This is a genomic window from Aliiroseovarius sp. D2-2, from assembly GCF_055809455.1.
Map to the genome: position 1 here is coordinate 2,869,569 of NZ_CM147913.1, position 25,774 is coordinate 2,895,342.

General features: G+C 56.0%; 28 protein-coding genes, 1 other RNA gene and 2 pseudogenes. 10 read left to right on the plus strand and 21 right to left on the minus strand.

The annotated features are described in order from the left end of the window. Window positions 1-96 precede the first annotated feature (96 nt). A complete protein-coding gene (locus tag AC0L6A_RS14090; protein WP_473290925.1) occupies window positions 97-438 on the plus strand; it encodes a hypothetical protein in 342 nt (113 codons plus the stop codon). A gap of 36 nt (window positions 439-474) precedes the next feature. After that, complete coding sequence (locus AC0L6A_RS14095) at window positions 475-1,791, plus strand: PepSY-associated TM helix domain-containing protein (protein WP_473290926.1); 1,317 nt, start codon at window positions 475-477, stop codon at window positions 1,789-1,791. A 61-nt stretch (window positions 1,792-1,852) separates the two neighbouring features. Here AC0L6A_RS14095 and AC0L6A_RS14100 read toward each other — a convergent pair whose 3' ends face one another. After that, entirely contained in the window at window positions 1,853-2,413 is a 561-nt protein-coding gene (locus tag AC0L6A_RS14100) for a 5-formyltetrahydrofolate cyclo-ligase (RefSeq protein WP_473290928.1), read from the minus strand. Window positions 2,414-2,434: 21 nt separating this feature from the next. After that, entirely contained in the window at window positions 2,435-3,820 is a 1,386-nt protein-coding gene (gene mgtE, locus AC0L6A_RS14105) for a magnesium transporter (RefSeq protein WP_473290929.1), read from the minus strand. Between the two features lie 127 nt (window positions 3,821-3,947). Here mgtE and guaD point away from each other — a divergent pair, with 127 nt between their 5' ends. Then, the gene (gene guaD, locus AC0L6A_RS14110; protein WP_473290931.1) at window positions 3,948-5,231 is read left to right on the plus strand and encodes a guanine deaminase; all 1,284 of its coding nucleotides are present in this window, start codon (window positions 3,948-3,950) and stop codon (window positions 5,229-5,231) included. On the opposite strand, the gene AC0L6A_RS14115 is transcribed toward guaD, so the two are convergent. The 3 genes from AC0L6A_RS14115 to AC0L6A_RS14125 form a co-directional block, all read right to left on the minus strand. Next, window positions 5,228-6,559 (minus strand): 8-oxoguanine deaminase, encoded by a 1,332-nt coding sequence (locus AC0L6A_RS14115; protein WP_473290933.1) that lies wholly within the window; start codon window positions 6,557-6,559, stop codon window positions 5,228-5,230. The two genes, guaD and AC0L6A_RS14115, sit on opposite strands and share 4 nt — an antisense overlap. Window positions 6,560-6,687: 128 nt before the next feature. After that, window positions 6,688-7,458, minus strand: a complete 771-nt coding sequence (gene hisN / locus AC0L6A_RS14120; protein ID WP_473293508.1) for a histidinol-phosphatase — start codon at window positions 7,456-7,458, stop codon at window positions 6,688-6,690. A 93-nt stretch (window positions 7,459-7,551) separates the two neighbouring features. Beyond that, window positions 7,552-7,920 carry a helix-turn-helix domain-containing protein gene (locus AC0L6A_RS14125; RefSeq protein ID WP_473290934.1) on the minus strand — a complete coding sequence of 123 codons (369 nt, stop codon included), beginning with the start codon at window positions 7,918-7,920 and terminating at the stop codon, window positions 7,552-7,554. Window positions 7,921-8,150: 230 nt separating this feature from the next. Between AC0L6A_RS14125 and AC0L6A_RS14130 the strand changes: the two are divergent. Continuing rightward, window positions 8,151-9,123: pseudogene (locus AC0L6A_RS14130) on the plus strand (NADPH:quinone oxidoreductase family protein). On the opposite strand, the gene AC0L6A_RS14135 reads toward AC0L6A_RS14130, so the two are convergent. Beyond that, entirely contained in the window at window positions 9,120-9,974 is an 855-nt protein-coding gene (locus tag AC0L6A_RS14135; protein WP_473290935.1) for a LysR family transcriptional regulator, read from the minus strand. The pseudogene AC0L6A_RS14130 and the gene AC0L6A_RS14135 overlap by 4 nt on opposite strands. Window positions 9,975-10,097: 123 nt before the next feature. On the opposite strand from AC0L6A_RS14135, the gene AC0L6A_RS14140 reads away from it, so the two are divergent. The 4 genes from AC0L6A_RS14140 to AC0L6A_RS14155 all read left to right on the plus strand — a co-directional run bounded on the left by AC0L6A_RS14140 (window position 10,098) and on the right by AC0L6A_RS14155 (window position 11,906). After that, window positions 10,098-10,310: a DUF1127 domain-containing protein gene (locus tag AC0L6A_RS14140; protein WP_473290937.1), complete on the plus strand. Its 213-nt coding sequence runs from the start codon at window positions 10,098-10,100 to the stop codon at window positions 10,308-10,310. A 107-nt stretch (window positions 10,311-10,417) separates the two neighbouring features. Next, a complete protein-coding gene (locus AC0L6A_RS14145) occupies window positions 10,418-11,134 on the plus strand; it encodes a Bax inhibitor-1/YccA family protein (RefSeq protein ID WP_473290938.1) in 717 nt (238 codons plus the stop codon). A gap of 68 nt (window positions 11,135-11,202) precedes the next feature. Further along, window positions 11,203-11,682 (plus strand): SGNH/GDSL hydrolase family protein, encoded by a 480-nt coding sequence (locus tag AC0L6A_RS14150; protein ID WP_473290940.1) that lies wholly within the window; start codon window positions 11,203-11,205, stop codon window positions 11,680-11,682. A gap of 26 nt (window positions 11,683-11,708) precedes the next feature. Continuing rightward, window positions 11,709-11,906: a hypothetical protein gene (locus tag AC0L6A_RS14155; protein WP_473290941.1), complete on the plus strand. Its 198-nt coding sequence runs from the start codon at window positions 11,709-11,711 to the stop codon at window positions 11,904-11,906. Between the two features lie 66 nt (window positions 11,907-11,972). Here the strand turns inward: AC0L6A_RS14155 and rpmG are convergent, their stop codons facing one another. From rpmG to AC0L6A_RS14190, 7 genes are all read right to left on the minus strand, one after another. Continuing rightward, a complete protein-coding gene (gene rpmG, locus AC0L6A_RS14160) occupies window positions 11,973-12,140 on the minus strand; it encodes a 50S ribosomal protein L33 (RefSeq protein WP_008034579.1) in 168 nt (55 codons plus the stop codon). Between the two features lie 178 nt (window positions 12,141-12,318). Then, window positions 12,319-12,709, minus strand: an RNA gene (rnpB, locus tag AC0L6A_RS14165) — RNase P RNA component class A. Window positions 12,710-12,721: 12 nt separating this feature from the next. Next, window positions 12,722-13,408, minus strand: a complete 687-nt coding sequence (locus AC0L6A_RS14170; RefSeq protein WP_473290943.1) for an N-acetylmuramoyl-L-alanine amidase — start codon at window positions 13,406-13,408, stop codon at window positions 12,722-12,724. Then, window positions 13,409-14,152 (minus strand): hypothetical protein, encoded by a 744-nt coding sequence (locus AC0L6A_RS14175; protein ID WP_473290944.1) that lies wholly within the window; start codon window positions 14,150-14,152, stop codon window positions 13,409-13,411. A gap of 42 nt (window positions 14,153-14,194) precedes the next feature. Continuing rightward, window positions 14,195-15,676, minus strand: a complete 1,482-nt coding sequence (gene gatA, locus AC0L6A_RS14180) for an Asp-tRNA(Asn)/Glu-tRNA(Gln) amidotransferase subunit GatA (RefSeq protein WP_473290945.1) — start codon at window positions 15,674-15,676, stop codon at window positions 14,195-14,197. 12 nt (window positions 15,677-15,688) lie between these two features. Next, entirely contained in the window at window positions 15,689-15,976 is a 288-nt protein-coding gene (gene gatC / locus AC0L6A_RS14185; protein ID WP_473290946.1) for an Asp-tRNA(Asn)/Glu-tRNA(Gln) amidotransferase subunit GatC, read from the minus strand. 96 nt (window positions 15,977-16,072) lie between these two features. After that, the gene (locus tag AC0L6A_RS14190; protein ID WP_473290947.1) at window positions 16,073-16,528 is read right to left on the minus strand and encodes a nucleoside deaminase; all 456 of its coding nucleotides are present in this window, start codon (window positions 16,526-16,528) and stop codon (window positions 16,073-16,075) included. 72 nt (window positions 16,529-16,600) lie between these two features. On the opposite strand from AC0L6A_RS14190, the gene AC0L6A_RS14195 reads away from it, so the two are divergent. Then, a complete protein-coding gene (locus AC0L6A_RS14195) occupies window positions 16,601-17,515 on the plus strand; it encodes a pseudouridine synthase (protein ID WP_473290948.1) in 915 nt (304 codons plus the stop codon). 15 nt (window positions 17,516-17,530) lie between these two features. Here the strand turns inward: AC0L6A_RS14195 and xseA are convergent. Both xseA and AC0L6A_RS14205 read right to left on the minus strand, forming a co-directional pair. Then, window positions 17,531-19,106, minus strand: a pseudogene (gene xseA, locus AC0L6A_RS14200) (exodeoxyribonuclease VII large subunit). 1 nt (window position 19,107) lies between these two features. Then, a complete protein-coding gene (locus tag AC0L6A_RS14205) occupies window positions 19,108-19,755 on the minus strand; it encodes a glycine-rich domain-containing protein (protein ID WP_473290949.1) in 648 nt (215 codons plus the stop codon). A gap of 60 nt (window positions 19,756-19,815) precedes the next feature. Here AC0L6A_RS14205 and purD point away from each other — a divergent pair, with 60 nt between their 5' ends. Continuing rightward, window positions 19,816-21,078 (plus strand): phosphoribosylamine--glycine ligase, encoded by a 1,263-nt coding sequence (purD, locus tag AC0L6A_RS14210; protein ID WP_473290951.1) that lies wholly within the window; start codon window positions 19,816-19,818, stop codon window positions 21,076-21,078. A 3-nt stretch (window positions 21,079-21,081) separates the two neighbouring features. On the opposite strand, the gene AC0L6A_RS14215 is transcribed toward purD, so the two are convergent. The 6 genes from AC0L6A_RS14215 to AC0L6A_RS14240 form a co-directional block, all read right to left on the minus strand. After that, a complete protein-coding gene (locus AC0L6A_RS14215; protein ID WP_473290952.1) occupies window positions 21,082-21,795 on the minus strand; it encodes an FG-GAP repeat domain-containing protein in 714 nt (237 codons plus the stop codon). Continuing rightward, a complete protein-coding gene (locus AC0L6A_RS14220) occupies window positions 21,795-22,118 on the minus strand; it encodes a 2Fe-2S iron-sulfur cluster-binding protein (protein ID WP_473290954.1) in 324 nt (107 codons plus the stop codon). The genes AC0L6A_RS14215 and AC0L6A_RS14220 overlap by 1 nt, the downstream gene beginning before the upstream one ends. Before the next feature lie 232 nt (window positions 22,119-22,350). Further along, the gene (locus AC0L6A_RS14225) at window positions 22,351-22,662 is read right to left on the minus strand and encodes a hypothetical protein (protein WP_473290955.1); all 312 of its coding nucleotides are present in this window, start codon (window positions 22,660-22,662) and stop codon (window positions 22,351-22,353) included. Between the two features lie 147 nt (window positions 22,663-22,809). Next, on the minus strand, window positions 22,810-23,679 hold the full coding sequence (locus tag AC0L6A_RS14230; protein ID WP_473290957.1) for a 50S ribosomal protein L11 methyltransferase: 870 nt from the start codon (window positions 23,677-23,679) through the stop codon (window positions 22,810-22,812). A gap of 52 nt (window positions 23,680-23,731) precedes the next feature. After that, window positions 23,732-24,277, minus strand: coding sequence for a YcxB family protein (locus AC0L6A_RS14235; protein WP_473290958.1), 546 nt, complete (start codon window positions 24,275-24,277; stop codon window positions 23,732-23,734). 133 nt (window positions 24,278-24,410) lie between these two features. Next, window positions 24,411-25,646 (minus strand): MFS transporter, encoded by a 1,236-nt coding sequence (locus AC0L6A_RS14240; RefSeq protein WP_473290960.1) that lies wholly within the window; start codon window positions 25,644-25,646, stop codon window positions 24,411-24,413. Window positions 25,647-25,774 lie beyond the last annotated feature (128 nt).

Below are 25,774 nucleotides of genomic sequence, written 5' to 3' on the forward strand. Positions count from 1 at the left end.
AAAAGGGCAAGAGCGCGTAAAACAACCGACAAATATCTGGAGCTTTTTTGTCACCTGCGGTAGCTCACCGTTATGAGAAGCCTCATTCGCATCTTATTGACCGCTGCACTGTGTCTTGGGGTTGTTTTGCCCAAGGTTGGTTCGGCTGTTCAAATGTTGGTGCTTGGCGAGCTTCAAACCGTGGTTCTTTGTACCGGCGACGGTATCATCACGATCCGCATCGATGCCGAAGGTAACCCTGTTGAAGAGGTTAGTGATGAAGCCGAACCCTGTGTGTTGGGAAGTATCCTGATCACAGACATGGCCCCGCTGTCTCATTGGAAGACCCTCGCGCGCAGCTATCTTCTAACCACTGGCCTGCGTGAAGAAATTGTGCGTGTGGATTCACCTTACCTACGCAAACGACCTGCCCGCGCGCCCCCAATCCTGACTGTCTGATCCAACTCAAACAACAGACTTTCAAGGATAAAACCAATGACAACTGACACGACCGCGGCCACCGCCGCGCGCGCACCTGTTCAAGGTGGCGCATTCTATCGCCTTGTATGGAAGTGGCATTTTCTAGCTGCTCTCTATGTTCTGCCCTTCATGCTGATCCTTTCAATTTCGGGCGGGATCTACCTTTACAAACCCCAGATCGAAGGCTGGCTTTATGCAGATAGGCTGCATGTCGAGGCTACAGGAACACCTTTGACCTACGCCCAGCAAATCGACGCCCTAACCCAAGCCTATGGCATGAAACGCCTTCGCATGGTGACGGTTCATGACGACCCGGCCAGATCAACCAAGATTGAATTCAACGACACTGACAACACCCGATCTGTCGCATGGGTTGATCCTTATTCAGGCGAAGTTCTGGCCTCAACCCCACGGGACCAACTGATCATGCGCGTGGTCAAAAAGTTTCACGGAGAGCTTTTGGGCGGTGCGTTCGGCACCAAGTTTGTCGAACTGGCTGCTCATTGGGCCATCGTGATGATGATCACGGGCGTGGTTTTGTGGTGGCCGCGCGGTAAACGCAGCCTGCGTGATGCGGTATCGCTGCCCCGTTCACCGGGCCGCGCATGGTGGCGCGAGACGCACATGTTCACCGGAATGTTGGCGGCTGTTCTGATAACCCCGCTTCTGATCTCAGGCCTGCCATGGACCGATGTTTGGGGCGGAGGTTTGAGCTATATGCAAAAGCAAACCGGACAAGAATCCGTTTCGCTGCGGTTCGGCGGTCGCAAACCGAAATCAACAGCTGATAGTGGCGACACCCTGCCCATTGAACAAATCGTGGCCATGGGGTGGGAACAAAGCCTTGTCTCGCCGATCGAGGTGAAACCACCACGCAAACCAGACGCTGCCTATTGGATGCGATCGGGTTCCCGCCATCGATCCGAGCAAACAGAAATTCTGGTTGATCAATATTCAGGCGACATCCTGAAACGCATCGAATTCAGCGAGAATCCGATCATCGCAAAGACCGTGTCTTATGGCATTAGCCTGCATCAGGGTGAATTGTTCGGTCCACTGAACCTTGCGCTGAACACGCTTGCGGCACTGCTTGGCGTTGTACTGTCTGTCTCAGGCATTGTTGCGTGGTGGAAACGCCGCCCGGCTGGCGAACTTGGTGTGCCGCGCGCACCAGAGGCCAGCTTGGGCTGGGGCATGGGCGTAACTGTTGTCGTGTTGATGCTGCTACTACCGCTCATGGGTGCCAGCTTGCTATTGGCATTGATGCTCGATTGGCTTTTGTTCCGTCGAATAGGTTGGTTTCGCGGCGAAAGCGTGCAACCGGCTGAGTAACACCACCTGTTCCTGAAATCGAAGTGGGGCCACCTTCATGGGTGGGCCCACTTTAACCGATTCAGAACCAAGTGACCCCTTCGTCAGTCACGATAGCGTCCAAAGGCTGATCGGTTGGCTCTAACGGCAGATTGTCTGCTTGCTGCGCGCCATAAGCATACCCGATGGCAAGTGTCGGACGTTTTGCACGCAAACCTTCAAGGGTTCGATCATAAAAGCCCCCACCATAGCCCAGACGGCCACCATTGCTGTCAAAAGCCACCAAAGGAACCACCACAACTTCTGGCGTGATGAATTCCAGCGATGCAGGTATGTGCGCCCCAAAGGGCCCGTCTACCATCTCGCTGTCCGGGCGCCAGCTAGCGAATTTCAACGGTTGACCCTCGCCCTGAATATAGGGAACGCCGATGGTCGACCACGCGGCCATGGCTGCCATGGCCGGGAGCGGGTTGATCTCGGTCCGGATCGGCATGTAACCGGATATCGGCTTGCCCTTATGTTCGTTCAAGACCGAGATCAGATGCGCCACGCCAAGCGCAGAACGCGCTTCGCAATGTGCGTCTTTCCGGCGGGTGAAAGCAGCCTTGCGTGCGGCTGCCTTTACTTCGGTCAGGTCTGTCATGGGTCGGGTCCGTTCGGGTTGTCAGATCAGCATTACGGCCGCAAGGCCAAGGAACGCAAAGAACCCCACAACATCTGTCACCGTGGTCACAAAAGCCCCAGAGGCAAGCGCGGGATCAATGTCCATGCGGTCCAATACGACCGGAATAATAACACCCGCAAACCCGGCAATCACAAGGTTCACGACCATGGCGACCCCGATCACGACACCAAGCAAAGGTGTTCCAAACCAAACAACGCCGACCACACCCATCACCACCGCGAATATGACACCGTTGACCAAACCCACGGCCGCTTCACGCCAGATAACCCGCCAAAGGTTTGCGGATGTAAGGTCTTTTGTTGCGATGGCGCGTACCGCAACGGTCAGGGATTGCGTGCCTGCGTTGCCACCCATCGAGGCCACAATCGGCATCAGCACGGCCAAAGCCACAAACTGCGCGATCACCTCGTCAAACTGAGCAATCACAAGCGAGGCCAGGATCGAGGTCACAAGGTTCACCGCCAACCACGGAAACCGGCGTTTGGTTGTGTCGATAATCTTATCGGACAGAGAGCTTTCTTCAGCCACACCCGCAAGGCGCAGGATGTCTTCTTCGTGCTCTTCATCCAAGATCGCCATCGCGTCGTCGATGGTGATCACACCAACCAACCGCTCGTCTGCATCCACGACGGGGGCGGAAATCAGGTGATACTGGTTGAATGCGTAGGCGACCTCGCCTTCGTCCTGTAGGACGGGGATCTTGCGAAAGCTATCTTCTGTGATGGCGGTCATGGCAATTTCGCGCGCGCTGCCCATCAGGCGGCCAAGCGTAACATAACCTGTTGGCTGCATACGCGGATCAACCAGTATCACATGATAAAACTGTTCAGGAAGATCATCCTGCGAACGCAGAAAGTCGATGGTTTGCCCCACGTTCCAATGATCCGGAGCCACCACCAGCTCGCGTTGCATCAAGCGCCCGGCACTTTCTTCAGGATACGCCAGAGACTGTTCTACAACTGCCCGGTCGTCTTCATCCAGCGCGTCCAAAACGGCTTCGGTCTGCGGGTCGTCCAGATCCTCGATCAGATCGACAACATCATCCGTTTCCAGCTCGCGGACAGCCTCGGCAAGTACGGCTGGTTCCATGGCGTGCACGACATCTTCGCGCAGCCCTTCTTCCAGTTCGGACAGGACTTCGCCGTCAAACTCTGTGCCGTAAAGGCGTACAAACCCGTCCCGCTCTTCTTTGGGCAATTGTTCGACAAGGTCGGCGATATCTGCTGCGTGCAGCGGCTCTAGCAACGCGTGCAATGCTTGCGCATCGTTAGCCGCAATTGCCTGGCGAACCGGACCAAATGTCAGGTTATCCAGCTCATAGTCGCCGTCTTCTGGCACGCCATCCAAATGTTGATCATCCCGCATCGCGCGCCCTCCGATTTCGGTTCGGACCGAACATAGGACAAGCTGTATCGCAAGGGAACCGTCAGAAAGACATTGAACAGGTGAAATTCGCCACCTACGGTGATCGACGGCAATCAAGGAGGCCACCATGGAACTTCTGTTGGGGCAGGTTCTGCAATTCAACGACACACCGTTTGAGGGGCGACCCGAAGACGCCGCCCATCACATTCGGCGTGGCGCTGTTGCAATCAAAGACGGAACGATCCTTGACGTAGGCGACGCTGACACCCTGCGCGCGTCGCATCCCGACGCCGCAGTGACCGATATGGGCGACGCGCTTTTGTCGCCGGGCTTTGTCGACACACATGTTCACTATCCGCAAACCGCCATCATTGCTTCTTGGGGCAAACGCCTGATTGATTGGCTAAACAGCTATACATTTCCCGAAGAAAGCCGGTTCGGGGACGCCGGTCATGCGACCGAGATTGCTGAAACTTATTTCGATCTGGTGACCGCATCCGGCACCACCACCACTGTCAGCTACTGCACGATCCATCCGGAAAGCGTGGACGCCTATTTCAGCGCTGCCCAGAAGCGCGGGCTTCGTGCGTTGGGTGGGAAAACCTGCATGGATCGCAATGCGCCTGACGATCTGCAAGACACCGCCCAATTGGCTTATGATGACAGCAAGACGTTGCTAGAGCGTTGGCACGGTCAGGATCGCCTGTCTTACGTGATCACCCCGCGCTTCGCGCCCACGTCCACGCCCGAACAGCTTGAAGCTCTTGGTGCGCTTTGGGCCGAGCATCCCGAGCTGCTGATGCAGACCCATATCAGTGAACAGCACGAAGAAATTGCATGGGTTGCGGACCTCTTCCCCGAGGCAGAGGATTACTTGGACGTCTACGAGAAATTCGGACTGGTGAGGTCCGGAGCCCTGTTGGGCCACGCCATTCACCTGACCGAACGCGAACGCGACCGGATTCGCGAATTCGACGCCAGCCTTATTCACTGCCCGACATCCAACATGTTTATCGGCTCTGGCCTGTTCGACATGAAAGGCTTGATGACACAAGGCCACCGGATTGGGCTTGCGACAGATACCGGCGGCGGGTCGAGCTTTTCGATGCTGCGTACCATGGCTGCTGCTTACGAAGTCGGCCAGTTGTCCGGGTTCGCCTTACACCCTGCACAGCTTTGGTGGCTGGCAACAGCCGGTTCAGCAAATGCCATTCATCTGGGCGACAAGATCGGACGTCTGGCCCCCGGATACGAGGCCGACATCATTGCCATCGATCTTGCCTCTACCCCTGCAATCGCCCAGCGCGCCGCACGCGCCGAGGATATATGGCAGGCCCTATTCCCCACCATCATGATGGGGGATGATCGGGCGATCTCGGCTGTTTGGGCAAACGGGCGTAAGCTGCGTTAACCCATCAAGGCTTTTGCAAGCCGGTTCTGGTTTTCGATCACGCGTGGCAGGTCAATCGTAGCGATCTGACTGTCACGCACCACCTGCCGACCTTCGACAAAAAGGTCGCGAACTTTGCGTGGTCCGGCCAGCACAAGGGCTGCGGGATTCCAGCTGCCTGCACTTTCCAACCCGCTCACATCCCAGATGGCGATATCCGCACGTTTGCCGACTGCGATCTGCCCACAATCGTTGCGCCCCAGCACCTCGGCTCCACCTCGTGTGGCGATCCGCAATGCCTCGCGCGCGCTCATCTTGTCGGCTCCGTTGGCCACACGTTGCAGCAGCGTCGCTTGACGCGCTTCATCCATCAGATTGCCCAGATCATTTGACGCCGAACCATCCACGCCCAACCCGACTTTCACGCCGGCATCCCGCATCGCACGAACCGGTGCGATGCCAGATCCCAAACGGCAATTGGAACAAGGGCAATGTGCCACCCCTGTGCGCGTATGTGCGAAAAGGTCAATTTCAGCTCCGTCCAGCTTTACACAATGGGCATGCCAAACATCATCGCCGACCCAGCCCAACTCTTCCGCATATTGGCCGGGGCGGCACCCAAATTGCGCCTCGGAATAGGCGATGTCTTCGTCGTTTTCGGCCAGATGTGTGTGCAGCATGACCCCCTTGTCGCGGGCCAGTATGGCGGCGTCGCGCATCAGGTCCCGGCTGACTGAAAAAGGCGAGCATGGAGCAACCCCTACGCGCAGCATGGACCCTTCCGCGGGATCATGGAACGCGTCGATGACGCGGATGCAATCCTCAAGGATCGCGCCCTCATCCTCGACCAAACTGTCGGGTGGCAAGCCGCCATCGCTTTCGCCAATGGACATCGCCCCACGCGTCGGGTGAAAGCGCAAGCCCACCTCGCGCGCACCGTCTATCGTGTCCTCAAGCCGCGCCCCGTTTGGGTAAAGATACAAGTGATCCGACGACATGGTGCAGCCAGACAATGCAAGCTCGGCCAACCCAACCATTGCAGATATCCGCATTTCGTCGGGCCCAAAGTGCGACCAGATTGGGTAAAGTGTTTGCAACCAACCAAATAGCAGTGCGTCCTGTCCGCCCGGCACGGCGCGGGTCAATGTCTGATACAGATGGTGATGGGTATTGACCAATCCCGGCGTGATGATGGCATTGCGCGCATCAATCACTTCTCCGGGCGCATCCAGCCCGTCACCAATTTGTTGGATCACCCCGCCCGACAGATGAATATCGACGCCCGACAACTCCTGATCGTTGTCGTCCATCGTCAGCACGGTCCGCACGTTTTTGATAAGATAGTCCATGTTGCCTCCTTTCGCCCGTTTCGGTGAGACAACATGAGGTGCGCGACAGAAAGGGCAAAGGACTCGCGAACAGGAGAAGTTTGCCACAGGGGCGACGGATCGCGCAACCCGCAGCTATGAGTGCGTGCTTACACCTTGGACAGAATCGCGAGGGCTTGTTTGTGGATGTCGGCATTTGCGGCGGCAAGCACACGACCGCCTTGATGGACCGGTTTCCCCTGCCAATCGGTCACAATACCGCCCGCCGCTTCGATCACCGCAATTGGGGCCTGAACATCGTAAGATTGCAATCCGGCCTCAACCACCAAATCAATCTGACCAGCCGCGACCAGACCATAGGCATAGCAATCCATCCCATATCGCGTCAGCTTTGTTTGCTGGGAAAGCGTTTGAAACGCGGCGCCTTCTTGCGCGGTTCCAACTTCGGGGAAGGTGGTGAACAAAATAGCGTCCGACAGATCGGAAGTGGTTCGGGTTTTCAGATTGCGGCGACCCAAAGGTCCATCAATCGATGCTTCGCCCAATCCACCGATGAACCGTTCCTTGATATAGGGTTGATCGATGATGCCCAGTTCAGGCCCATCCTCGCGCCCAACGGCGATAAGAACCCCCCAGGTTGGTGTGCCAGACAGAAACCCACGCGTCCCATCAATTGGGTCGAGCACCCAGGTTAGGCCAGACGTGCCCTTTGTCGAACCGAACTCTTCACCGAAAATGGCGTCGTCGGGGCGCAGATTGGCAAGCAAGTCGCGCATGGCAGTCTCTGCCGCGCGATCACCTTCTGTGACCGGGTCAAACCCGTCGGTCAACTTGTTGTCTGCGGTCAGGTCATTCGAGCGGAAATAGGGTAAAATCGCTTCGCGCGCTGCATCAGCCAATAGTTTGGCCACGTGAATCAGACTCTGCCTGAGTTTCTGCGCTTAGCTTTTGCATCACGATATCCTTCTGCTACCCCTAGCGCGGTAGCAGTGATGCGCGAGCATCGTCAAGCGTCAGGCGACGTCTGACAGAACCCTTGCAAGCTCGAACAACCGGCGGCGTTGGTTTTCTGGAATAGCATAGTAGCTGCGGACCAGCTCAAGCGCTTCTTTGTCAGCAAGGAAATCTCCGGGCACCGCATCTTCATCTGTGTCATCCGCGTGGCTTTCCAACCCATCAAAGAAAAAACTCACGGGCACTGAAAGAGCAGCAGCCATGTCCCATAAGCGAGAGGCCGAAACTCGGTTCATCCCGGTTTCATACTTTTGGATCTGTTGGAATTTAATCCCGACTTTTTCAGCCAGTTGCTGCTGGGTCATACCAACCATCCACCGACGATGGCGCACTCGTTTACCTACATGGATATCCACGGGATGCTTCATCCAATAACTCCTCGTTAACAAGCTGCCCGGCAGCCTAACTTAATTCGTTTCATACGGCCTGAACGTCGAAAGCCTTTAGATACATATCGCGTACAAGCTTAATGCGAAAACGCCTAGCATATTCAGGTATATATTGCAATTTCGCCGGTTGAATAACCTTAGGCAAAGTTGAGTGCCGACAGCACTCGATTTTTTTCGGAAGCAACGTTACACCACGGGCAGGAGGCCCCATGAAAACCTATCGCGTCACAGAGCTTGGAAAACACCCCACACTGACCGACTTGCCCGCCCAGCCCTTGCAGAAGGGTTTCGCGCGGATCGACATCCGTGCATGCGGTTTGAATTTCGCAGATCTTCTAATGTCGAAAGGGACGTATCAGGACACCCCAGAGGTGCCGTTTTCACTTGGGATGGAACCTGCTGGCACTGTGACAGAGCTTGGACCAGACACCGATGCGCCCGCTGTGGGTTCACGCGTCGTTGTGTTTTCAGGCTCTGACGGGCTTGCGGATGAAGGGGTTTTCCCGGCAGATCGTTGCCTTCCCCTTCCAGACAACATGAGCTTCGAGGACGCGGCCGCATTTCAGATCGCATATGGAACCAGCCATGTGGCCCTTGATTACAAAGCGCAGCTTAAACCAGGAGAAACACTGCTGGTGTTGGGCGCTGCCGGAGGTGTCGGTTTAACGGCCGTCGAGATCGGAAAAGTGATGGGCGCGCGCGTTATTGCTTGCGCACGGGGGCCAGAAAAGCTGGAAATATGTAAACGCGCTGGTGCTGATCATGTGATTGACAGCACTTCGGAAGACATTCGCACGGCAGTAAAATCGCTTGGAGGCGCTGACGTCGTCTATGACGCAGTTGGCGGTGAACACGGCGAGGCTGCATTTCGTGCGACCAATCCGGATGGGCGTTTTCTGTTCATCGGATTTGCTTCAGGCGACATGCCCAACCTGAAACCCAATCATATGCTGGTGAAAAACATCACTGCAATTGGGCTTTACTGGGGGAGCTATCTTAAGTTCAAACCCGAGGTGCTGACCGACAGCCTTCGTGTATTGCTTGACTGGTATGCGGAAGGGAAAATCAAACCTCATGTCAGCCACAGCCTGCCCTTGGATCAGGTTGATCAGGCGCTAGAGCTTCTGAGAAGCCGGAGAATCCACGGGCAAAGTGGTGGTGACCATGGGGTCAAACACCTAAAGCTCGTCAAAGGCGCGCCTGATCATCTCAAGAAGTTCATCCAAAGCCTCGTTGCCGTTTTTCGGGGCGGCATACATGTTCACTTGCGTCACCGCCAATTCAGGCAGCGCGCCGCCATGATCCACAACGCTAAGATCGCTACGTACGGTGCCTTCGATCACAGCATGTACAGCCAGATCGGCTGACAATGACGCCTCGATTGTCCGGGTGGAATCGCTCTCGACCCCCATTTCCCACGGAATACCGACTTCATCCAAAGCTTCCTGCACCTCTTTTCTGAAGATGCAGTTGTGCTCAAAAGCCAGACGTAGTGGCCGCTGACGCCAAGCTTGCCCACCAGGCGCGCCGACCCACACCAATGGAAGGGCTGTCAGAGTTTCACCGCCCGCATCTTTTTGCTCTTCTGTCGTTAGAATGGCATCACATTCCCCACGCCCGAACATCGCTTTCAAGCGACTTGTATAAGACGAGATCAGCTGAACCCGCATGCGCGGATACTCTGCGTGGAACTGGCGCAGCACTTTGGGAATCGCCGGGTACACCACATCTGATGGCACACCCAAGACAACTTCGCCTTCGAATGCTTGATCAGTCAGGCGCGAATAAACCTCATCGTTCAAACGCAGGATCCTGCGTGCATAGCCCAAAAGCTGCTCTCCATCCGCAGTCAGCGAAACACCACGACCTGATCTATCCAACAAAGGCCGTCCAAGGCTTTCCTCCAGGCGTTTTAGCTGCATCGACACCGCAGATTGCGTAAGGTGCAACAGTCCAGCTGCCCGAGTAACCCCCCCGGCGTCAGCAACGGTTGCGAAACTGCGCAAGGCAGTCAGATCAAGATTTCGCGGCATATCACCTCCTGTGATGATTCAATGCACAATCATTCATTTTACTTATCCATTCCGAACAAGCATAACGATCAAGTATTTTGATGCAACAGGCATCATTCATCACAATCGTGAAGGAGAGACGAGATGACCGCAGTAACCTGTACCAACACCCCGATCGCAAAAAACAGCTTCTCGCCGCTCACGTGGTTCGCAAATATGCTGGAAATTCGCCGGGAGCGTAAGGCTTTGGCCGAACTGGACGCATATCGCTTGGAAGACATCGGTCTGACCGAAGCCCAAGCACATCGCGAAGCCAACCGCCCTCTTTGGGACGTCCCAACACATTGGCAATACTAAGAGCTTTCCGCGCTTAAGCACTTGAAAATTACGCCGCCCTTGCCGATATTACGGCCAAGGGCGGTTTTTGTTTGAGACCGCCGCAATAGGTTTACTTGGAGGTCTCAATGGCTGAGTTTGACACGATCCGCACCGGCGTAGGTTCGCAGGCCGCGATCGACGAAGGGCTGCGCGCCCATATGAACAAAGTATACGGCACAATGTCCGTGGGTCTTTTGCTGACCTTCGCGGCTGCTTGGGCCGTTGGCAACAACGCCGCGATGATGGAGACGCTGTTCACCGGCTTCACCCGTTATATCGTGATGTTTGCACCGTTGATCATGGTGTTTGCCTTCGGTGCGATGATCAATCGCCTGTCCGCTGCTGGTGCACAGCTGTTTTTCTATGCATTCTCGGCCGTCATGGGCATCTCGATCAGCTATATCTTTGTGGTCTTTACTGGCATGTCGATTGCTCAGACATTCCTGATCACCTCGATCGCATTCGCTGGTCTTAGCCTTTATGGTTACACAACCAAGCGCGATCTTGGACCGATGGGTGCTTTCCTGATCATGGGTCTGATCGGTATCATCATCGCGTCGATCGTGAACATCTTCCTTGGTTCGTCTATGATCCACTTCGCGATCTCGGTGATCGGTGTGCTGATCTTTGCAGGCTTGACCGCTTATGACACGCAGAAGATCAAGACAGACTATCTTGCACATGCACACGCGATGGACAGCGAATGGCTGGCCAAATCGGCGATCATGGGTGCGCTGAACCTGTATCTGGACTTCATCAACCTGTTCATGTTCCTGCTGCAGTTCCTTGGCAACCGCGAGTGATCTGCGATCTACAGACCAATATGGGGCCGGTCATTGCGACCGGCCCTTTTTTGTTGTGAGATACAGTCATGCTGGTCTTGTTTGAAACCATCGCTAAACTTCTTCTTAGCCCGCTTTTGACCTATCAGGCACTGAGCGTGCGCAAGACAGCAACCATCCTTTCTGAACCGCCGGGCCACCGATTTGGCAGCGCAGGCCGTGGACAGCCACTGACTCTTTTGATCACGGGCGATAGCTCTGCCGCTGGTGTCGGCGCGACACACCAGACCGAAGCGCTCTCGGGACAGCTGGTTCGGGCCTTGGGGGATTCCTATCACGTCAGTTGGAAGTTGATTGCCCGGACCGGGAACACAACACGCTCAACCATCCCGCTGCTGCGATCCCAACAGCCTGAACAGATAGACGTTGCGCTGGTAGTCTTAGGCGTGAATGACATCACCCGTCAGATCCCATTGAAACGGCTGCTGCGTCAGCGTGCGCAACTTTACCAATTGCTGTTTGAAGACTGGGGGGCAAAGCGAGTCATCGTTGCCGGAATCCCCCCCTAAAGGATTTCCCGCTGCTGCCGCACCCTTTGCGCTGGTTCTTGGGATTGCAGGCCAAGCGTTTCGACAGGGCACTGGCGCAACAAGCCTTAACCTTGGGCGTCGACTATATTCACTTCGACATCCCGCTGACCCCAACGATGATGGCAGAGGATGGGTTCCATCCCGGACCGAACACCTACTACTTGATGGGTGAAAAAGTAGCGCAGCGAATCCTACACCGATAAAAAACACCCCCTGAAAAAGAAAAAGCCGCCCCAATGGGACGGCATCTTCAGCAAAGTCAGGCGATCTTACTTGATCTTGCCTTCTTTGTACTCAACGTGCTTACGCACAACCGGGTCATATTTCTTCACAACCATTTTTTCGGTCATGGTACGTGCGTTTTTCTTGGTCACATAGAAGTGGCCAGTGTCCGCCGTCGAGTTCAGGCGGATTTTGATTGTGGTCGGCTTCGCCATAACAATAACTCCTATCGGGCGGGCGCATATCGCCCGGGTATATCTCTGGAACCCGCCTTGTAGCGCCATTGGCCCCCGAGTCAACAGCGAAAGGTCAAATTATGCGGGTCAGGACACATTCACTTTACGCGGGCCGTGCTTTGTATGCTTGGCCGGATGTGAAAGACGGCAGAGTAGTATGCGCGGACGGCCTGTAAGCCGGATTCTGTCCCGGTGTTGCCACCGTGGATGACCATTCTTCTAGGCCTGCTGTTGCCAACAGGCTCAAGCTGCCAACCCGGATCTTGCTCGGGGCAAGACGCCCCTGGGGTTGCCCCCGCGCGATCCCTATTTGGCATTGCTCCCGGTGGGGCTTGCCGTGCCGCCGCTGTTGCCAGAAGCGCGGTGGGCTCTTACTCCACCGTTTCACCATAACCTCCGCATGCGAAGGCTGTCTGTTTTCTGTGGCGCTTTCCCTCGGGTTTCCCCGGCCGGGCGTTACCCGGCACCGTTGCCTTGTGGAGTCCGGACTTTCCTCGCGCCACAACGATGCAAGCATCTTTACGACCCGCGGTCATCCAGCCATCCGCGCAAAGCTGGACTTAGGCGATGGGGACAGATCGGTCAACGGGGAAGCGGCTGGCCAGCGCTTTGATTATGCCAAAATCCTTTGGATCAAGCGGTCCCGTCGCCCATGGGCGAAACCTTTGGCGTAAGGCGTCAAGAACCGGCTCACACCCGTCTTCGATGGGGTACCCAAACCGGGCAGCCGCTTCCAAAAACATGTCTTCGTCGCCGGCTACGTCGCCAGCATCGGGCCAGATTGCCAGTCCCTGTCGCGCCAAACGCGCCCAATCGAACCGGCGTCCAGGGTCTGCTTTTCGCGCAGGCGCCATGTCGCTGTGACCAATCACACCCTCCGGCGGGATCGCCCAACGGGTCATAATGCTGGGCAACAGCTGTTCCAAAACAAACATCTGTGGTTCGGAAAAAGGTGAAGCGCCATCATTGTCGATCTCGATCCCGATTGAACGCGAGTTGATATCAGCGCTCCCACCCCAAGACCCTGCACCCGCATGCCAAGCGCGTTGATCTTCCTCGACCATCTGAAATAGCTGCCCATCCCGATGGATAAGGTAATGCGCCGAAACTTCATGTTCGGGTTCACAAAGGCGGGCCAAAGCCTCGTCCGGGTCCGGCATGGCAGTGTAGTGAAGAACGATAAGTGACGGCAGCAATCCATCCCGCCGGGGGCCGAAGTTCGGCGATGGGTGGGAAATTGCCTGCATTCACTCAGTCGAGATATTAAGCGCTTCCCCGGGCAGCGGCACGTCGGGCGCAGGCTGTGGTACAGGGGCCGGTGCAGGGGCCGGTGCAGGGGCTGGATTGGTGGTGATACCAATCGCCTGCAGTTCTTCCGCACTGACAGCTGCATCCGGCGTTGCCGAAGGCTGTGTCACGCCACGTGCTGCGCGATATGGCGCTGGATCCCACGCACAAGCAAACCCATCCCCATCGGGATCAATGCCGTGTTTGTCGCGCTTGGGGCCTCCGCCCTCAAGAAATGCGATTTGTGCAAAATCCGCCGAGGTATAGCGCCCGCAATTTCGACGCGACCGCGCATCACCCGAAAGGGCAGAACGTTGATAGATCGGCTGCCCGACCGAGTTCGTGGTCGACAATGCATATTGCACAATCGACGCCGAGCTTCCCGAGGGTCGATCTGGCAGTGCTTCTGGCTGCACCTGTTCATAGTTCGCGCGGTATCCAGCCAAACGCTGCGCATCACTCTGAATGCTTTCACGTGAAGACACTGCCGAAAAATCTTGTTCGTCCGAGATGCCCGCAGCTTCAGACGCAGCGGTTGGTGTGGCATCAACTGAACTGTCGTTGCCAAATGCAGACAAGGGCTGCCCGTCCGCACCCATTGGCGCTGTCTGCCCGGATATTCCTTCAGGGGAACGACTATCCGGCAAAGGCGACATACAGCCAGCAGTCAAGCCAAGAACAAAAAGTCCGATTGTGATGCGCATCGCGAGATCCTTGAAGTTGCTGTCACGCCAGTTTTGCGGGTTTTACCACCATTTAGACGGCTTCGCCACAAAGCCGGCACGCGCTTCCACTTCGTGGGCGATATTCAGCAAATCGCCTTCTTCCCACGGACGTCCAATAAGCTGCAGACCAAGCGGCAGACCTTGTGCATCCAGACCTGCTGGGATCGAGATGCCGGGCAGGCCCGCAAGGTTTACAGTCACGGTGAAGACGTCGTTGAGGTACATTTTCACCGGATCCGCATTCTCCATCTCGCCCAAGCCGAAGGCCGCAGATGGCGTGGCGGGGGTCAGGATGGCATCAATGCCTTGGGCAAACACGTCGTCGAAGTCTTTCTTGATCAACGCGCGCACACGGCGGGCACGGTTGTAGTAGGCGTCATAAAAGCCCGCTGACAGCACATAGGTGCCGATCATCACGCGGCGCTGCACCTCGTCCCCGAAACCTTCTGCACGGGTCTTGGAATACATGTCGTCAATGCCGTCGCCCGCTTCCAATTTGGCGCGGTGGCCATATTTCACGCCATCATATCGCGCAAGGTTCGACGATGCCTCGGCAGGTGCAATCACGTAATAGGCTGGCAATGCGTATTTGGTGTGCGGAAGCGAGATGTCGACCATCTCGGCACCTGCGTCACGCAACATGTCGGCCCCATCGGCCCAAAGCTTCTCGATCTCGTCGGGCATGCCATCCATGTGGTATTCCTTGGGGATACCGATCTTCTTGCCTTTGATATCGCCGGTCAGCATCGCCTCGAAATTCGGGACGGGGATATCTACGCTGGTCGAATCTTTCGCGTCATGGCCACACATAGCCTCCAGCATGATCGCCGCATCGCGTACCGATTTGGTCATCGGTCCAGCCTGATCCAGCGAGCTTGCAAAAGCCACCACACCCCAACGCGAACAACGTCCGTAGGTGGGCTTGATGCCGGTGATGCCAGTGAAGGCAGCAGGCTGACGGATCGATCCGCCGGTGTCCGTGCCAGTGGCCCCCAGACACAGGTCCGCAGCCACAGCCGAAGCAGACCCGCCCGAAGAACCACCGGGTGTAAGATCGCGATCATCCACTTTCCAAGGGTTCACTGCGTTTCCGTAAACCGAGGTTTCGTTAGACGATCCCATCGCAAACTCGTCCATGTTGAGCTTACCCAGCATGATCGTGCCCGCATCCAGAAGGTTTTGGCTAACGGTCGATTCGTATTCCGGCTTGAAACCGTCGAGGATCATTGACCCAGCCTGACTTGGCACACCCTTTGTGCAGAAAAGGTCTTTGATCCCCAGCGGGATGCCGCACATGTCAGGCGCATCGCCCGCTTTAATACGGGCGTCAGCGGCTTTCGCCTGCTCACGCGCCAGATCAGGTGTGTTGTGGACAAAAGCGCCCAACGCACCAGCGCCTTCAATCTCGCTCAGACACGCATCCGTAATTTCCGCCGAGGTTACATCGCCCTTGCGCAACGCGTCACGGGCATCCGAAATGGTCAGTTTGTTCAGATCAGTCATATCCACGCCCCCTTATTCAACAACTTTCGGAACAGCGAAGAAGCCTTCGCGTGCATCCGGTGCGTTGGACAGAATCTTTTCAGGCATGTTGCCATCGGTCACCACATCTTCACGGCGCTTCAAACGCATGGGTGTGACCGAGGTCATCGGCTCGACACCTTCCACATCCACTTCGTTCAATTGCTCGATGAACCCAAGGATCGCATTGAAGTTTTCAGCCAGCTCCGGCAGGCGGTCTTCCTCGACCTTGATGCGGGCCAAATGCGCAACCTTGCGCGCGGTTTCGATATCAATCGACATGAAGTGTCTCCGGATGTGTGTCGCACAAGGCGGTTTGTCCCGTCATTTATCGCGCGGGGGCTCAAGCTGCAAGCGGTGCGCGCTTGTAAGGGGCGCTCAATCACGTCTCGCAGCAAAAAAGGTTTTCAGAAGCTGCTCGGATTCGTCCGCTGCGATCCCGTCGTAAACCTCGGGCACGTGATGGCACTGCGGGTGGCTGAATATCCGCGGGCCTTGCGCAACACCACCAGATTTGGGGTCCGCCGCGCCGTAATAGACCCGCCGGATACGGGCTGCGGAAATGGCAGTGGCGCACATCGGGCATGGTTCAAGTGTGACGTAAAGATCGTGATCGGGCAGACGCTCGGACCCCGTTTTTGCGCACGCCTCGCGGATCACAAGGACTTCTGCATGGGCCGTCGGGTCGTTCAGCTCGCGAGTACGATTGCCGGCCTTGGCCACGATTTCACCGGATGGCGATACCAACACAGCGCCCACAGGCACTTCACCGCGGGTTGCGGCGGCGCGGGCTTCCGACAGGGCAGTCTTCATATGGCTCTTAAACTGGCTCATGCGACCTTCATGCCTTTCAATGATGCGCTTGCCAAGGCTTCCCCTTTCGCCCGGCCCGCGTTATGCGGGGGTATGACGGACAATCCCACCCCCAAAGGCGACCGTATCGCCAAAGTGCTGTCGCGCGCTGGCGTTGCCAGCCGCCGCGAAGCTGAACGTATGATCGAAGCCGGGCGCGTCAGCGTGAATGGCAAGGTGATCGAAAGCCCCGCGTTGAACGTGACTTTGCAGGACAGGATCCTTGTCGATGATAAGCCCGTTGCCGAACCTGAACCACCGCGCATCTGGCTGTATCACAAACCGTCAGGGCTGGTGACCACGGCAAAAGATGAAAAAGGGCGCGAAACCGTCTTTGACAAGCTGCCTGATGATCTGCCGCGCGTGATGAGTATTGGGCGCCTCGATCTGAACTCTGAAGGTTTGCTTCTTCTGACCAATGACGGAGAGGTGAAACGCAAGCTGGAGCTGCCCTCGACCGGGTGGACCCGCAAATACCGCGTGCGTGTAAAAGGCCGGCCGACAGATGATGTGCTGGCACCGGTTCGCAAGGGAATCACCGTTGATGGTGAGCGTTTCCAACCCATGTCGATCTCGCTTGATCGGCAGCAGGGCGCGAATGCTTGGCTGACCATTAGCCTTCAAGAAGGCAAGAACCGAGAGATTCGTCGCGCGATGGAAGCCATTGGCCTGTCGGTGAACCGCCTTCTTCGCGTCAGCTATGGCCCGTTTCAACTGGGTGACTTGAAAGCAGGTGCGGTCGAAGAGATCAAACGCCGTGTGGTGCGTGATCAGCTGGGGATGGACGAAGATAAGAAAACGCCCACACGGACGCGCAAAGCGCCCCCTAAAGGCAATCGGGGCGCCGCTCCGAAAGCCGGCTTCAAGTCTGGTTCCAAGCCCGGACCTAAGCCTGGGTCCAAAGGCCCCAATCCACAAAAATCAGGACGCCCGCAACGCGGCAAGCCGGGGCAAAGACCGAAGCGCTAAACGACGGGTGTTCTGTTAGAACAAAGACCCCTGACCAGGATCCGTTTTGCCGGGAGTGGACGGTTTCGCCGGTTTGGGCTTTGGCCTTTGGGAGGCAGCCGTCGCATCCCCGACAGCAAGCCGTCCATCTGCGAACTCGATCTCAAGAGACTCTGCTTTTGACGCTGCTTTTTGAGTGGTGACCACATTGCCATCCCCGCGCACGACCGCATAGCCACGTTTCAGCGTCTCGGTATAGCCCAGCGTCTGGCGCATGCGTTCCAATGCCGCCAGTCGGTCGCTGTGGCGGGTGACAGCGCTTAGATAGGCATGATCCAAGCGCGCAGCGACATCCGCGACCTGACCGGCACGTTTCTTATTATCTTCCCGGATACGTCCAGTATCCAGTCGCGTCGCCAGCTTGTTCAGATCGCGACGATGATCTGCCGTGCCGCGCGACAAGCCCGGCCCAAGACGCGCGGCGGTGCCGTTCAACTTATCTCGCAATGGTGCCAGTCGCGCAGTCAGCGCGCGCGGACGCAATCCGGCCGCCGCTTCCGTCAGCTTCACACGACGCGCCTGCGTCATGTGGGTCAACGCTGTAGGCAGTTTCAGCCCTGCTCTGTCCAACCGTTGACGCGGCCCGTCCAGCAACGCTTCGGCGCGTGGAAGAGCACGCGCAAGATCACGCAGCCGCTGACCCCTTTGTCCAACCCCCTGCTCTAAAGACCGGGTAAGCCGGGTTCCCTGCTCTTTTGTCCAAGCAAGCAACTCCAGACGAACCGGAACAGCATGTTCGGCCGCCGCAGTTGGGGTCGGTGCGCGCAGATCGGATACGAAATCAATCAGGGTCGTGTCGGTTTCATGCCCAACGGCTGAGATCAACGGGATGTCAGATGCGGCGGCAGCGCGGGCGACAACCTCTTCGTTGAAACCCCATAGGTCTTCGATGGACCCGCCACCGCGCGCGACGATTAGAAGATCAGGCCGGGGTAAGGAGCCGCCGGGGGTCAGTTTATTGAAGCCCTCGATCGCGGCTGCAACTTGCGGGGCACAGGCGTCGCCTTGCACAGCGACGGGCCAGATCAAAACTTTGCGTGGGAATCGATTCCGCAACCTGTGCAGAATATCGCGGATCACAGCCCCCGTGGGCGATGTTACCACCCCGATCACTTCGGGCAGGAAAGGCAGACTTTTCTTGCGTTCGGGGGCAAAAAGCCCCTCGGCCGCCATTGCTTTCTTGCGCTTTTCCAACATCGCCATCAACGCGCCTTCGCCCGCGACGACCACGTCATCGACGTTGATCTGGTACTTCGACTGATTGCCAAACGTGGTGATCTTTCCAGAAACGATCACCTCCATGCCCTCTTCCGGCATGATAGACAGGCGGCTGACCTGCCCTTTCCAACTGACCGCTGCGATGACGGATCGGTCATCCTTCACGTCAAAGTAAAGATGCCCAGAGCGCGCCAGCATCACGCGACCAACTTCGCCGCGCACACGGACACGGCCAAATGCCCCCTCAATGGTCTTCTTCACCGCACCCGAGATCTTCGGAAACGGTGAACTCCGGGGCATTTTCGCCGGGTTGAGGATCGTCGATCAGGTCCATCTTAGTCTCCTCCGCATCCGCCGCCGCAATCAGACCCACAACCGGTGGGATCTGAACCACTTTTCACATAGGCCGAGATCGGCTTGCCCGCAATGAGAACGCCAGAGATGTAAAACCACGCCAAGACAGCGAAAACCATACTCATCGCAATCAAGACGCTTTGATTGGTGAGAATGCCTGCGCTCACCAATCCGACTGCGACCAGTGTCGCCACCAACATCCGGAATACCGAAGGGCTTGGTGGCGGCGTTGGTGACCAATAGGCGTCGGGAACTTCGATACCAAAGACCGCGCTATATAATGCCTTGGTATGCTGGAATTGTTCAGCATGACGCACGTTGTCCGAGGTTCGCGTTCCCGGCTCATGGTGAAGCGGCCTGCCAAGAACCGTTTTGCACAACACATCCCAATATTCGCGCGTGTAAGTCATGTGCAAATGCCAGACTTTATCGATGATGTCTGACGGCGTGACGGGCTTATCGGACAGCTGTGACAGGAACAAAAACCGGCGGTATTCTTCAATTGCGCCGGCTGTGAATTCATTGCTCCACTTCTCAGCTTTCGCCAGTTTTTGCGAAAACGGCAGGTCAACATCAGGTTGGTCGAATTGGTAGGCCTGTATCGCTTTCCAAAGCTTTTCGTTCTGCATGCTTGTCGCCGCCTCGCGTGTTCTGTATCCCCTCCACAACTAGCAAAGGGAGAGCCGGTCGTGAACATCCTTATTCTGGGCAGTGGTGGACGTGAGCATGCACTAGCGTGGGCCGTCATGCAAAACCCGAAATGTGATCGATTGATCGTAGCCCCCGGCAATGCGGGTATGGCGCAGATTGCGGAATGCGCAAAGCTGGACATCGAAGATGGCGGCGCGGTTGCAACCTTTGCACAGGAAAACACCATCGACTTCGTGATTGTCGGCCCCGAAGCGCCATTGGCGAAAGGCGTGGCGGATCGTCTGCGCGAGGCTGGTGTGAAGGTCTTCGGTCCCTCTGCTGAAGCGGCAAAACTGGAAGCCTCGAAAAGCTTCACAAAAGAGATTTGCGACGCGGCAAACGCACCCACAGCAGCCTACGGGCATTTCACCGACGCCGACGCCGCCAAAGCCTACATCCGCGAACAAGGCGCGCCGATCGTGGTGAAAGCAGACGGCTTGGCTGCCGGTAAAGGCGTGATCGTTGCAATGGATGATCAGACCGCCTTGGACGCCATCGACGACATGTTTGGCGGCGCATTTGGTGGCGCGGGGGCCGAGGTCGTCATCGAAGAGTTCATGGAAGGCGAAGAGGCGTCTTACTTCATCCTCTGCGATGGCAAGACCGCACTTCCGATCGGAACGGCTCAGGACCACAAACGCGTCGGCGACGGAGACACCGGGTTGAACACTGGCGGCATGGGTGCTTATTCACCCGCCCCAGTTCTAACGGACGAAATCGCCGCCCGCGCCATGCGCGAAATCGTACAGCCCACTGTGGACGAGATGTCCAAACGCGGCACACCGTATCAAGGCGTGCTCTATGCGGGCTTCATGATCAAAGACGGTCAGGCACGGTTGGTCGAATACAATGTGCGTTTCGGCGACCCTGAATGCCAGGTTCTGATGATGCGTCTTGGCGCACAAGCGCTGGACTTGATGCTGGCCTGCGCCGAAGGGCGTTTGGACGAAGCACAAGTCAACTGGGCTGACGATCACGCCGTGAGCATCGTAATGGCTGCAAACGGCTATCCCGGATCATACGAAAAGGGATCGGTCATCAATGGATTGGATGCCCTGCCTGAAGATTCTAAAAACATGGTGTTCCATGCGGGCACAACCGAGGTCGACGGTAAAATCACCGCATCCGGCGGGCGCGTTCTGAACGTGACTGCACGCGGTGATAGTCTGCAAGAGGCACGTGACCGTGCCTATGCGATGGTCGATGGGATCGATTGGCCCGAAGGGTTCAATCGCTCAGACATCGCTTGGCGCGCGCTTTAGCTGTCAGCAACCCAGACGCTTTGAAAGGGCTTCTGCACCTTGGTAAGGGCCAACGTTGGACAGGATCAATTCCTGCCCGTCGAACTTGATTTCAATCACGCGGGACCAATTGGCGCTTGCGGTGACGATCACGGGTGCTTGCCCGTCACAATCGCGCACGCCACCTTCGATCACCGGACTACCGAATTTATGATTGGTCAGCCCGCCGACGGACGCCAATTCGGTGAAAGCTGCCTTGTCAGTGCTGAGATCAACGGTCAAAAGTCTGAGTCTGCGGGCCAGGTGAGGGCGGTCGACATAAGCGATCTCGTCCAATCCATCGCCATTAAAATCCGCGATCCCTGCTACGGCCAACCAGCGATACCGCGTGCCGATAGCCGGGCTGACGCCGAAGGTTTTTAGTTCCCCGTCGCGCCAGCCATAGATGCGGATCATCGCCCCGACATCGTTCCCGCTAAATACGGTCACAACTTCGGGGAGCCCATCATCATCAAAGTCGTGCAGCCGCGGGGTCGTGTCTTCAAAAACACCACCCGAAACGCGTAGCGCGACTTGGTGACCGTCTTTCAACGTCACTTCGAGCGCTCCGTATTCACCACCCGGAACTGCCCCGTGCCCATAACGCGCTGTCGGTTCAAGATAGCGCGCATCCGTAATCTGGGCAGCCGCTGGGGCTGCCAGGCACAAAGCAAACAGGGTGGCCCGAAGACCGAACATCAGATTTGTTTTTCAGGCAGATGCACAGTCAGTCCGTCAAGATCATCGGTAACTTTGACTTGGCAGGTCAGGCGTGAGCGGGCTGCATCGGGTTCAAACGCAAAATCCAGCATGTCTTCTTCCATCGCGTCTTTTGCAGGAAGCTTTTCAACCCAAGCGTTGTCCACATAGACGTGGCAGGTTGAACAGGCGCACGCCCCGCCGCAATCGGCCTCAATACCCGGAACGTTGTTATCACGCGCGCCCTCCATAACGGTCAGCCCAGCGGCTACATCCACGACATGTTTCGTTCCATTATGCTCGATATAGGTGATCTTCGCCATGTGGCTCTCCCTTTCTGGCGTGTTGCAATTTATGCAACGGCATTCATCCATCAGTCGTGCAGCTTATACGCTGCATATTCGACAGTTCAAATAACAACGATGTGTAGGATTTTCGAGCCTAAATGCGCCAGATTTTTCTCTGGGAAAGAACTTCAGTAACAACTTTGCTATCCGCAAAGAAAAACTGGCCTGCAATTGATGCAGACCAGTCTTGATTCGTATTGCGTAGAGCTTAGAAAAGTCCGGCAATCACCTCAGCGACGGTACGCGAGAATGGGTCGATTTGCATCAACCAAGCACCAGCCTTTTCGATGACGCCGCCTTCGGCAAGGCTTTCAAGTCGTGTGGAGTAGCTGGAAATACCAACCTGACTGATCAGCATTCCCTTGAAAAGCACAAGACCAACAAGCGCTGTAGCTATCGCACGCAGCGGAAAGCTGCGGCTTTTGAAACTACTTTCCTTCGGAACAAGAAGCCCGTCCCGTTCTACCAAATGAACGTATCCACGGGCCATCTTGTTGTGGCGACGATCAATTTGTCGCACGCGTTTTCGAAAATCTCTTTCCTGAACTTCAGCCACAATCAATTCCCCCTAACTGATAAGCCTAAACCAAAATACAAACAGCAATTACAGATTACAGCAATTTTGAGGCATTTACTAGGAAACCTATTGTTTCTTGCCACAATTTTTTCATTTTCTCCGCAAAATCAAGGTGGTCCAATCTGTAATCTCTTGCCGCTGGGTCACTTCAAACCCGTTTTGATTGTAGCTTTGAATAACTTCTTCAGCCTGAGGGTTAAGAATCCCTGACAAAATTGCGTAGCCGCCGGTACCAATATTTGTACTCATATCAGGGGCTAACCCAATCAGCGGTCCTTTTAGGATGTTTGCGAAAACCAGATCGAAAGGAGCTTTCTTCGCGATCTCATCAGCACCGAAACCAGCGGCTTCAACGCAGATAACCCGGTCCTGCAGATCATTGGCCGAAACATTCGCGCGCGCCACATCAACTGCGACCTCGTCAATATCACTGGCGATGACGGTATCGGGCCATATCTTTGCCGCGGCCATTCCAAGAACTGCGGTACCACAGCCGATGTCTGCCACGCTTTTGCCGACGAACCCATCTTTAACCAAATAGTCTAGTGCACGCAAACACCCCAGTGTGGTGCCGTGGTGCCCTGTGCCAAAGGCCATTGCCGCATCAATCAGCAGCCCAATTTTATCTTTGGGAAGCGATGCCGCGTCATGGCTTCCATAGACAAAAAACTGCCCAGCTTCGACCGGCGCAAGCTCACGTTTCACGTGGGCAACCCAATCGACTTCAGGCAATTCAGAAACGGTGAAATCTTTTGCACCATGCATCGACGTCAAAAGCGCCAATCCAGCGGTGTCGGGTTCATCGACGAAATACCCGCCAACTTCCCATAAGCCGCTATCATCTTCGACTTCGAACACACCAATCCCAGTAGGTTCGGGAATAAGGTTTTCCATCGCTACGCCAAGGGCTTCAGCAGCGTCTTGTCCGTCGACGGTCGTCAAAGCGGTCCAGGTGGGCATATGGTTTCCTTTCCCAAAAGCCCTTGTGCCCTACCGCCCCCTATTCAGCGGGTCAAGCATCTGTCGCGGACGCATCGACAACAACGGCTGCTCTCCAGGCTTCAACCTGGTCTGCGACCTCTTGCATATGCGCGTCGTTGTTGAAGGCAGAGCTTTCAATCGGGCAGTACCCATATCCATCAATCAGCAACAGCAATCCACGCTCGGTGACAATCAAGCCCTCCATATGGCTCCAAGAGATCAAAACCTCATATCCCGGATGTGTGATCCGCATGCCCAAAGCAGATAAAACAACCCGTGCCACACCTTCGCGCATGGGGGATTTGCTAAGCGTCGCCTGATAGGAGTTTTTGCTGTGTCTTATGACCAGAAGTCCTGCCCCAATCAGCAGCAGGAATGCCACGAACACTCCAATGCCTGCACCATTTGTGAAGGTCGCGATAGCAGCGATGGCAACCAAAGCGACAATCAAGATCGTGGCTCTGATTTCACCGCCCCAACCTTTAGACCGCTTGCGGCGTTCAGCAGCAAGGGCACGCAAGGCATAGCCGATTTCGATCGCATCAAAGCGCGAATAGAATTCAAAACTGGTGCTCAAATCAGATCTCTTGAATAGCAATCAAATAACAATGTCGACAGCCAAGGGTTGTCGAGCGCACTTAGTTTGTCAGATTAAGTTGCATCCTACGAGTAAGGATTATCTGACCCTGCGGCTTCACGCAGATTATCGCCTACTCAGCGGGGCGTACAATCCGATACGACAAGATTGTCTCATTCCCTTTTTCGGGATGACGTGGAATCAGCATGGACAAGCCCAATGAAACACCTGCCATGGCCGCCGCTAGCCCAAAAACAGCTCCGGGCGACACAACCCACAGATACCCCAAGAGCGCTGGCAGAAAGACTGCTGCAATATGGTTGATCGTAAAGGCCACTGCCGCCGTGGGTGCAATGTCTTGTGGATCAGCGATTTTCTGAAAATAGGTTTTCAATGCAAACGCCAACGCGAAGAACAGGTGATCCAGCACATAAAGCGCGGCAGCCAATACGACGCCCCAGCCGAAGAAGTAGATGCCGCCATAGGCCAAAAAAACGCCCATCAATCCGACGTATTCGAAAATCAACGCACGCCGTTCGCCCCATTTGGCCACAGCTTTCCCCATCAGCGGGGCAAAGAAGATGTTGGCAACGTAGTTGATCAGAAACAGTGCCGTGACCTCGTGCACCTCAAAGCCAAACCGTTCGACCATCATGAAGGCCGCGAAGACGATGAAGATCTGTCGACGTGCGCCTGCCATGAATTGCAGCGCGTAGTAGAGCCAATACCGTCTGCGCAACACGAACTGCTTTAATTGCGGCTCGGGGCTTTCGAACTGCGGATAGGCGAAGAAGGCAAAGATGGCGATGGCCAGCGTCACACCGCCCGCGATCATGTAAACCAGGTTGTAGCTCAGATCGAATGTCTTCCACGTCAGAACCAGAAGGCCATAGCTGACCAAAGCAGCAGCGGACCCAATGGACATGATCCAACCCAGCATTTGCGGCGCACGTTTCTTATCGATCCACTGCAGCTGCAAGGATTGGTTCACGGTCTCATAGTAGTGAAACCCGATCGAGCTGAGCATCGTCACGGTCAGAATGCCGCCTAAGCTTGGAAACCATGCTGTAATCGCGGTGGCGGCACCCAAGAGCCCTAAGGATACAACACCCAACACCTGTTCGCGAAACAGCATCATCAGGGCGATCACACCGATGGCTAGAAAGCCCGGAATTTCGCGCACTGTGTGCAACCAGCCGATCTCGACCCCGGTGAAATTCGCAGCTTCAATCACGAAGTTGTTCAGAAGGGCCGACCACGTGAAAAAGGCAATCGGCATCCCCGCTGCCATCAGCATCAGAAGGAATATCGGCCGCCGCCAAAAGGGCAGTTCGCGGGCTTCGTCAAGGGTCAAGATCTGGTGTCTCATGCGTTTGCATTACGCCCCTTTTCCAACCTTGGCGAGCGCAAATCGCATTCAAAAATGCTGATACGTTTCTGACATATGTCAAAGCCCCAAGCGCCCAAATCACTAAAACTGCGGCAAGTTCAAGGAGA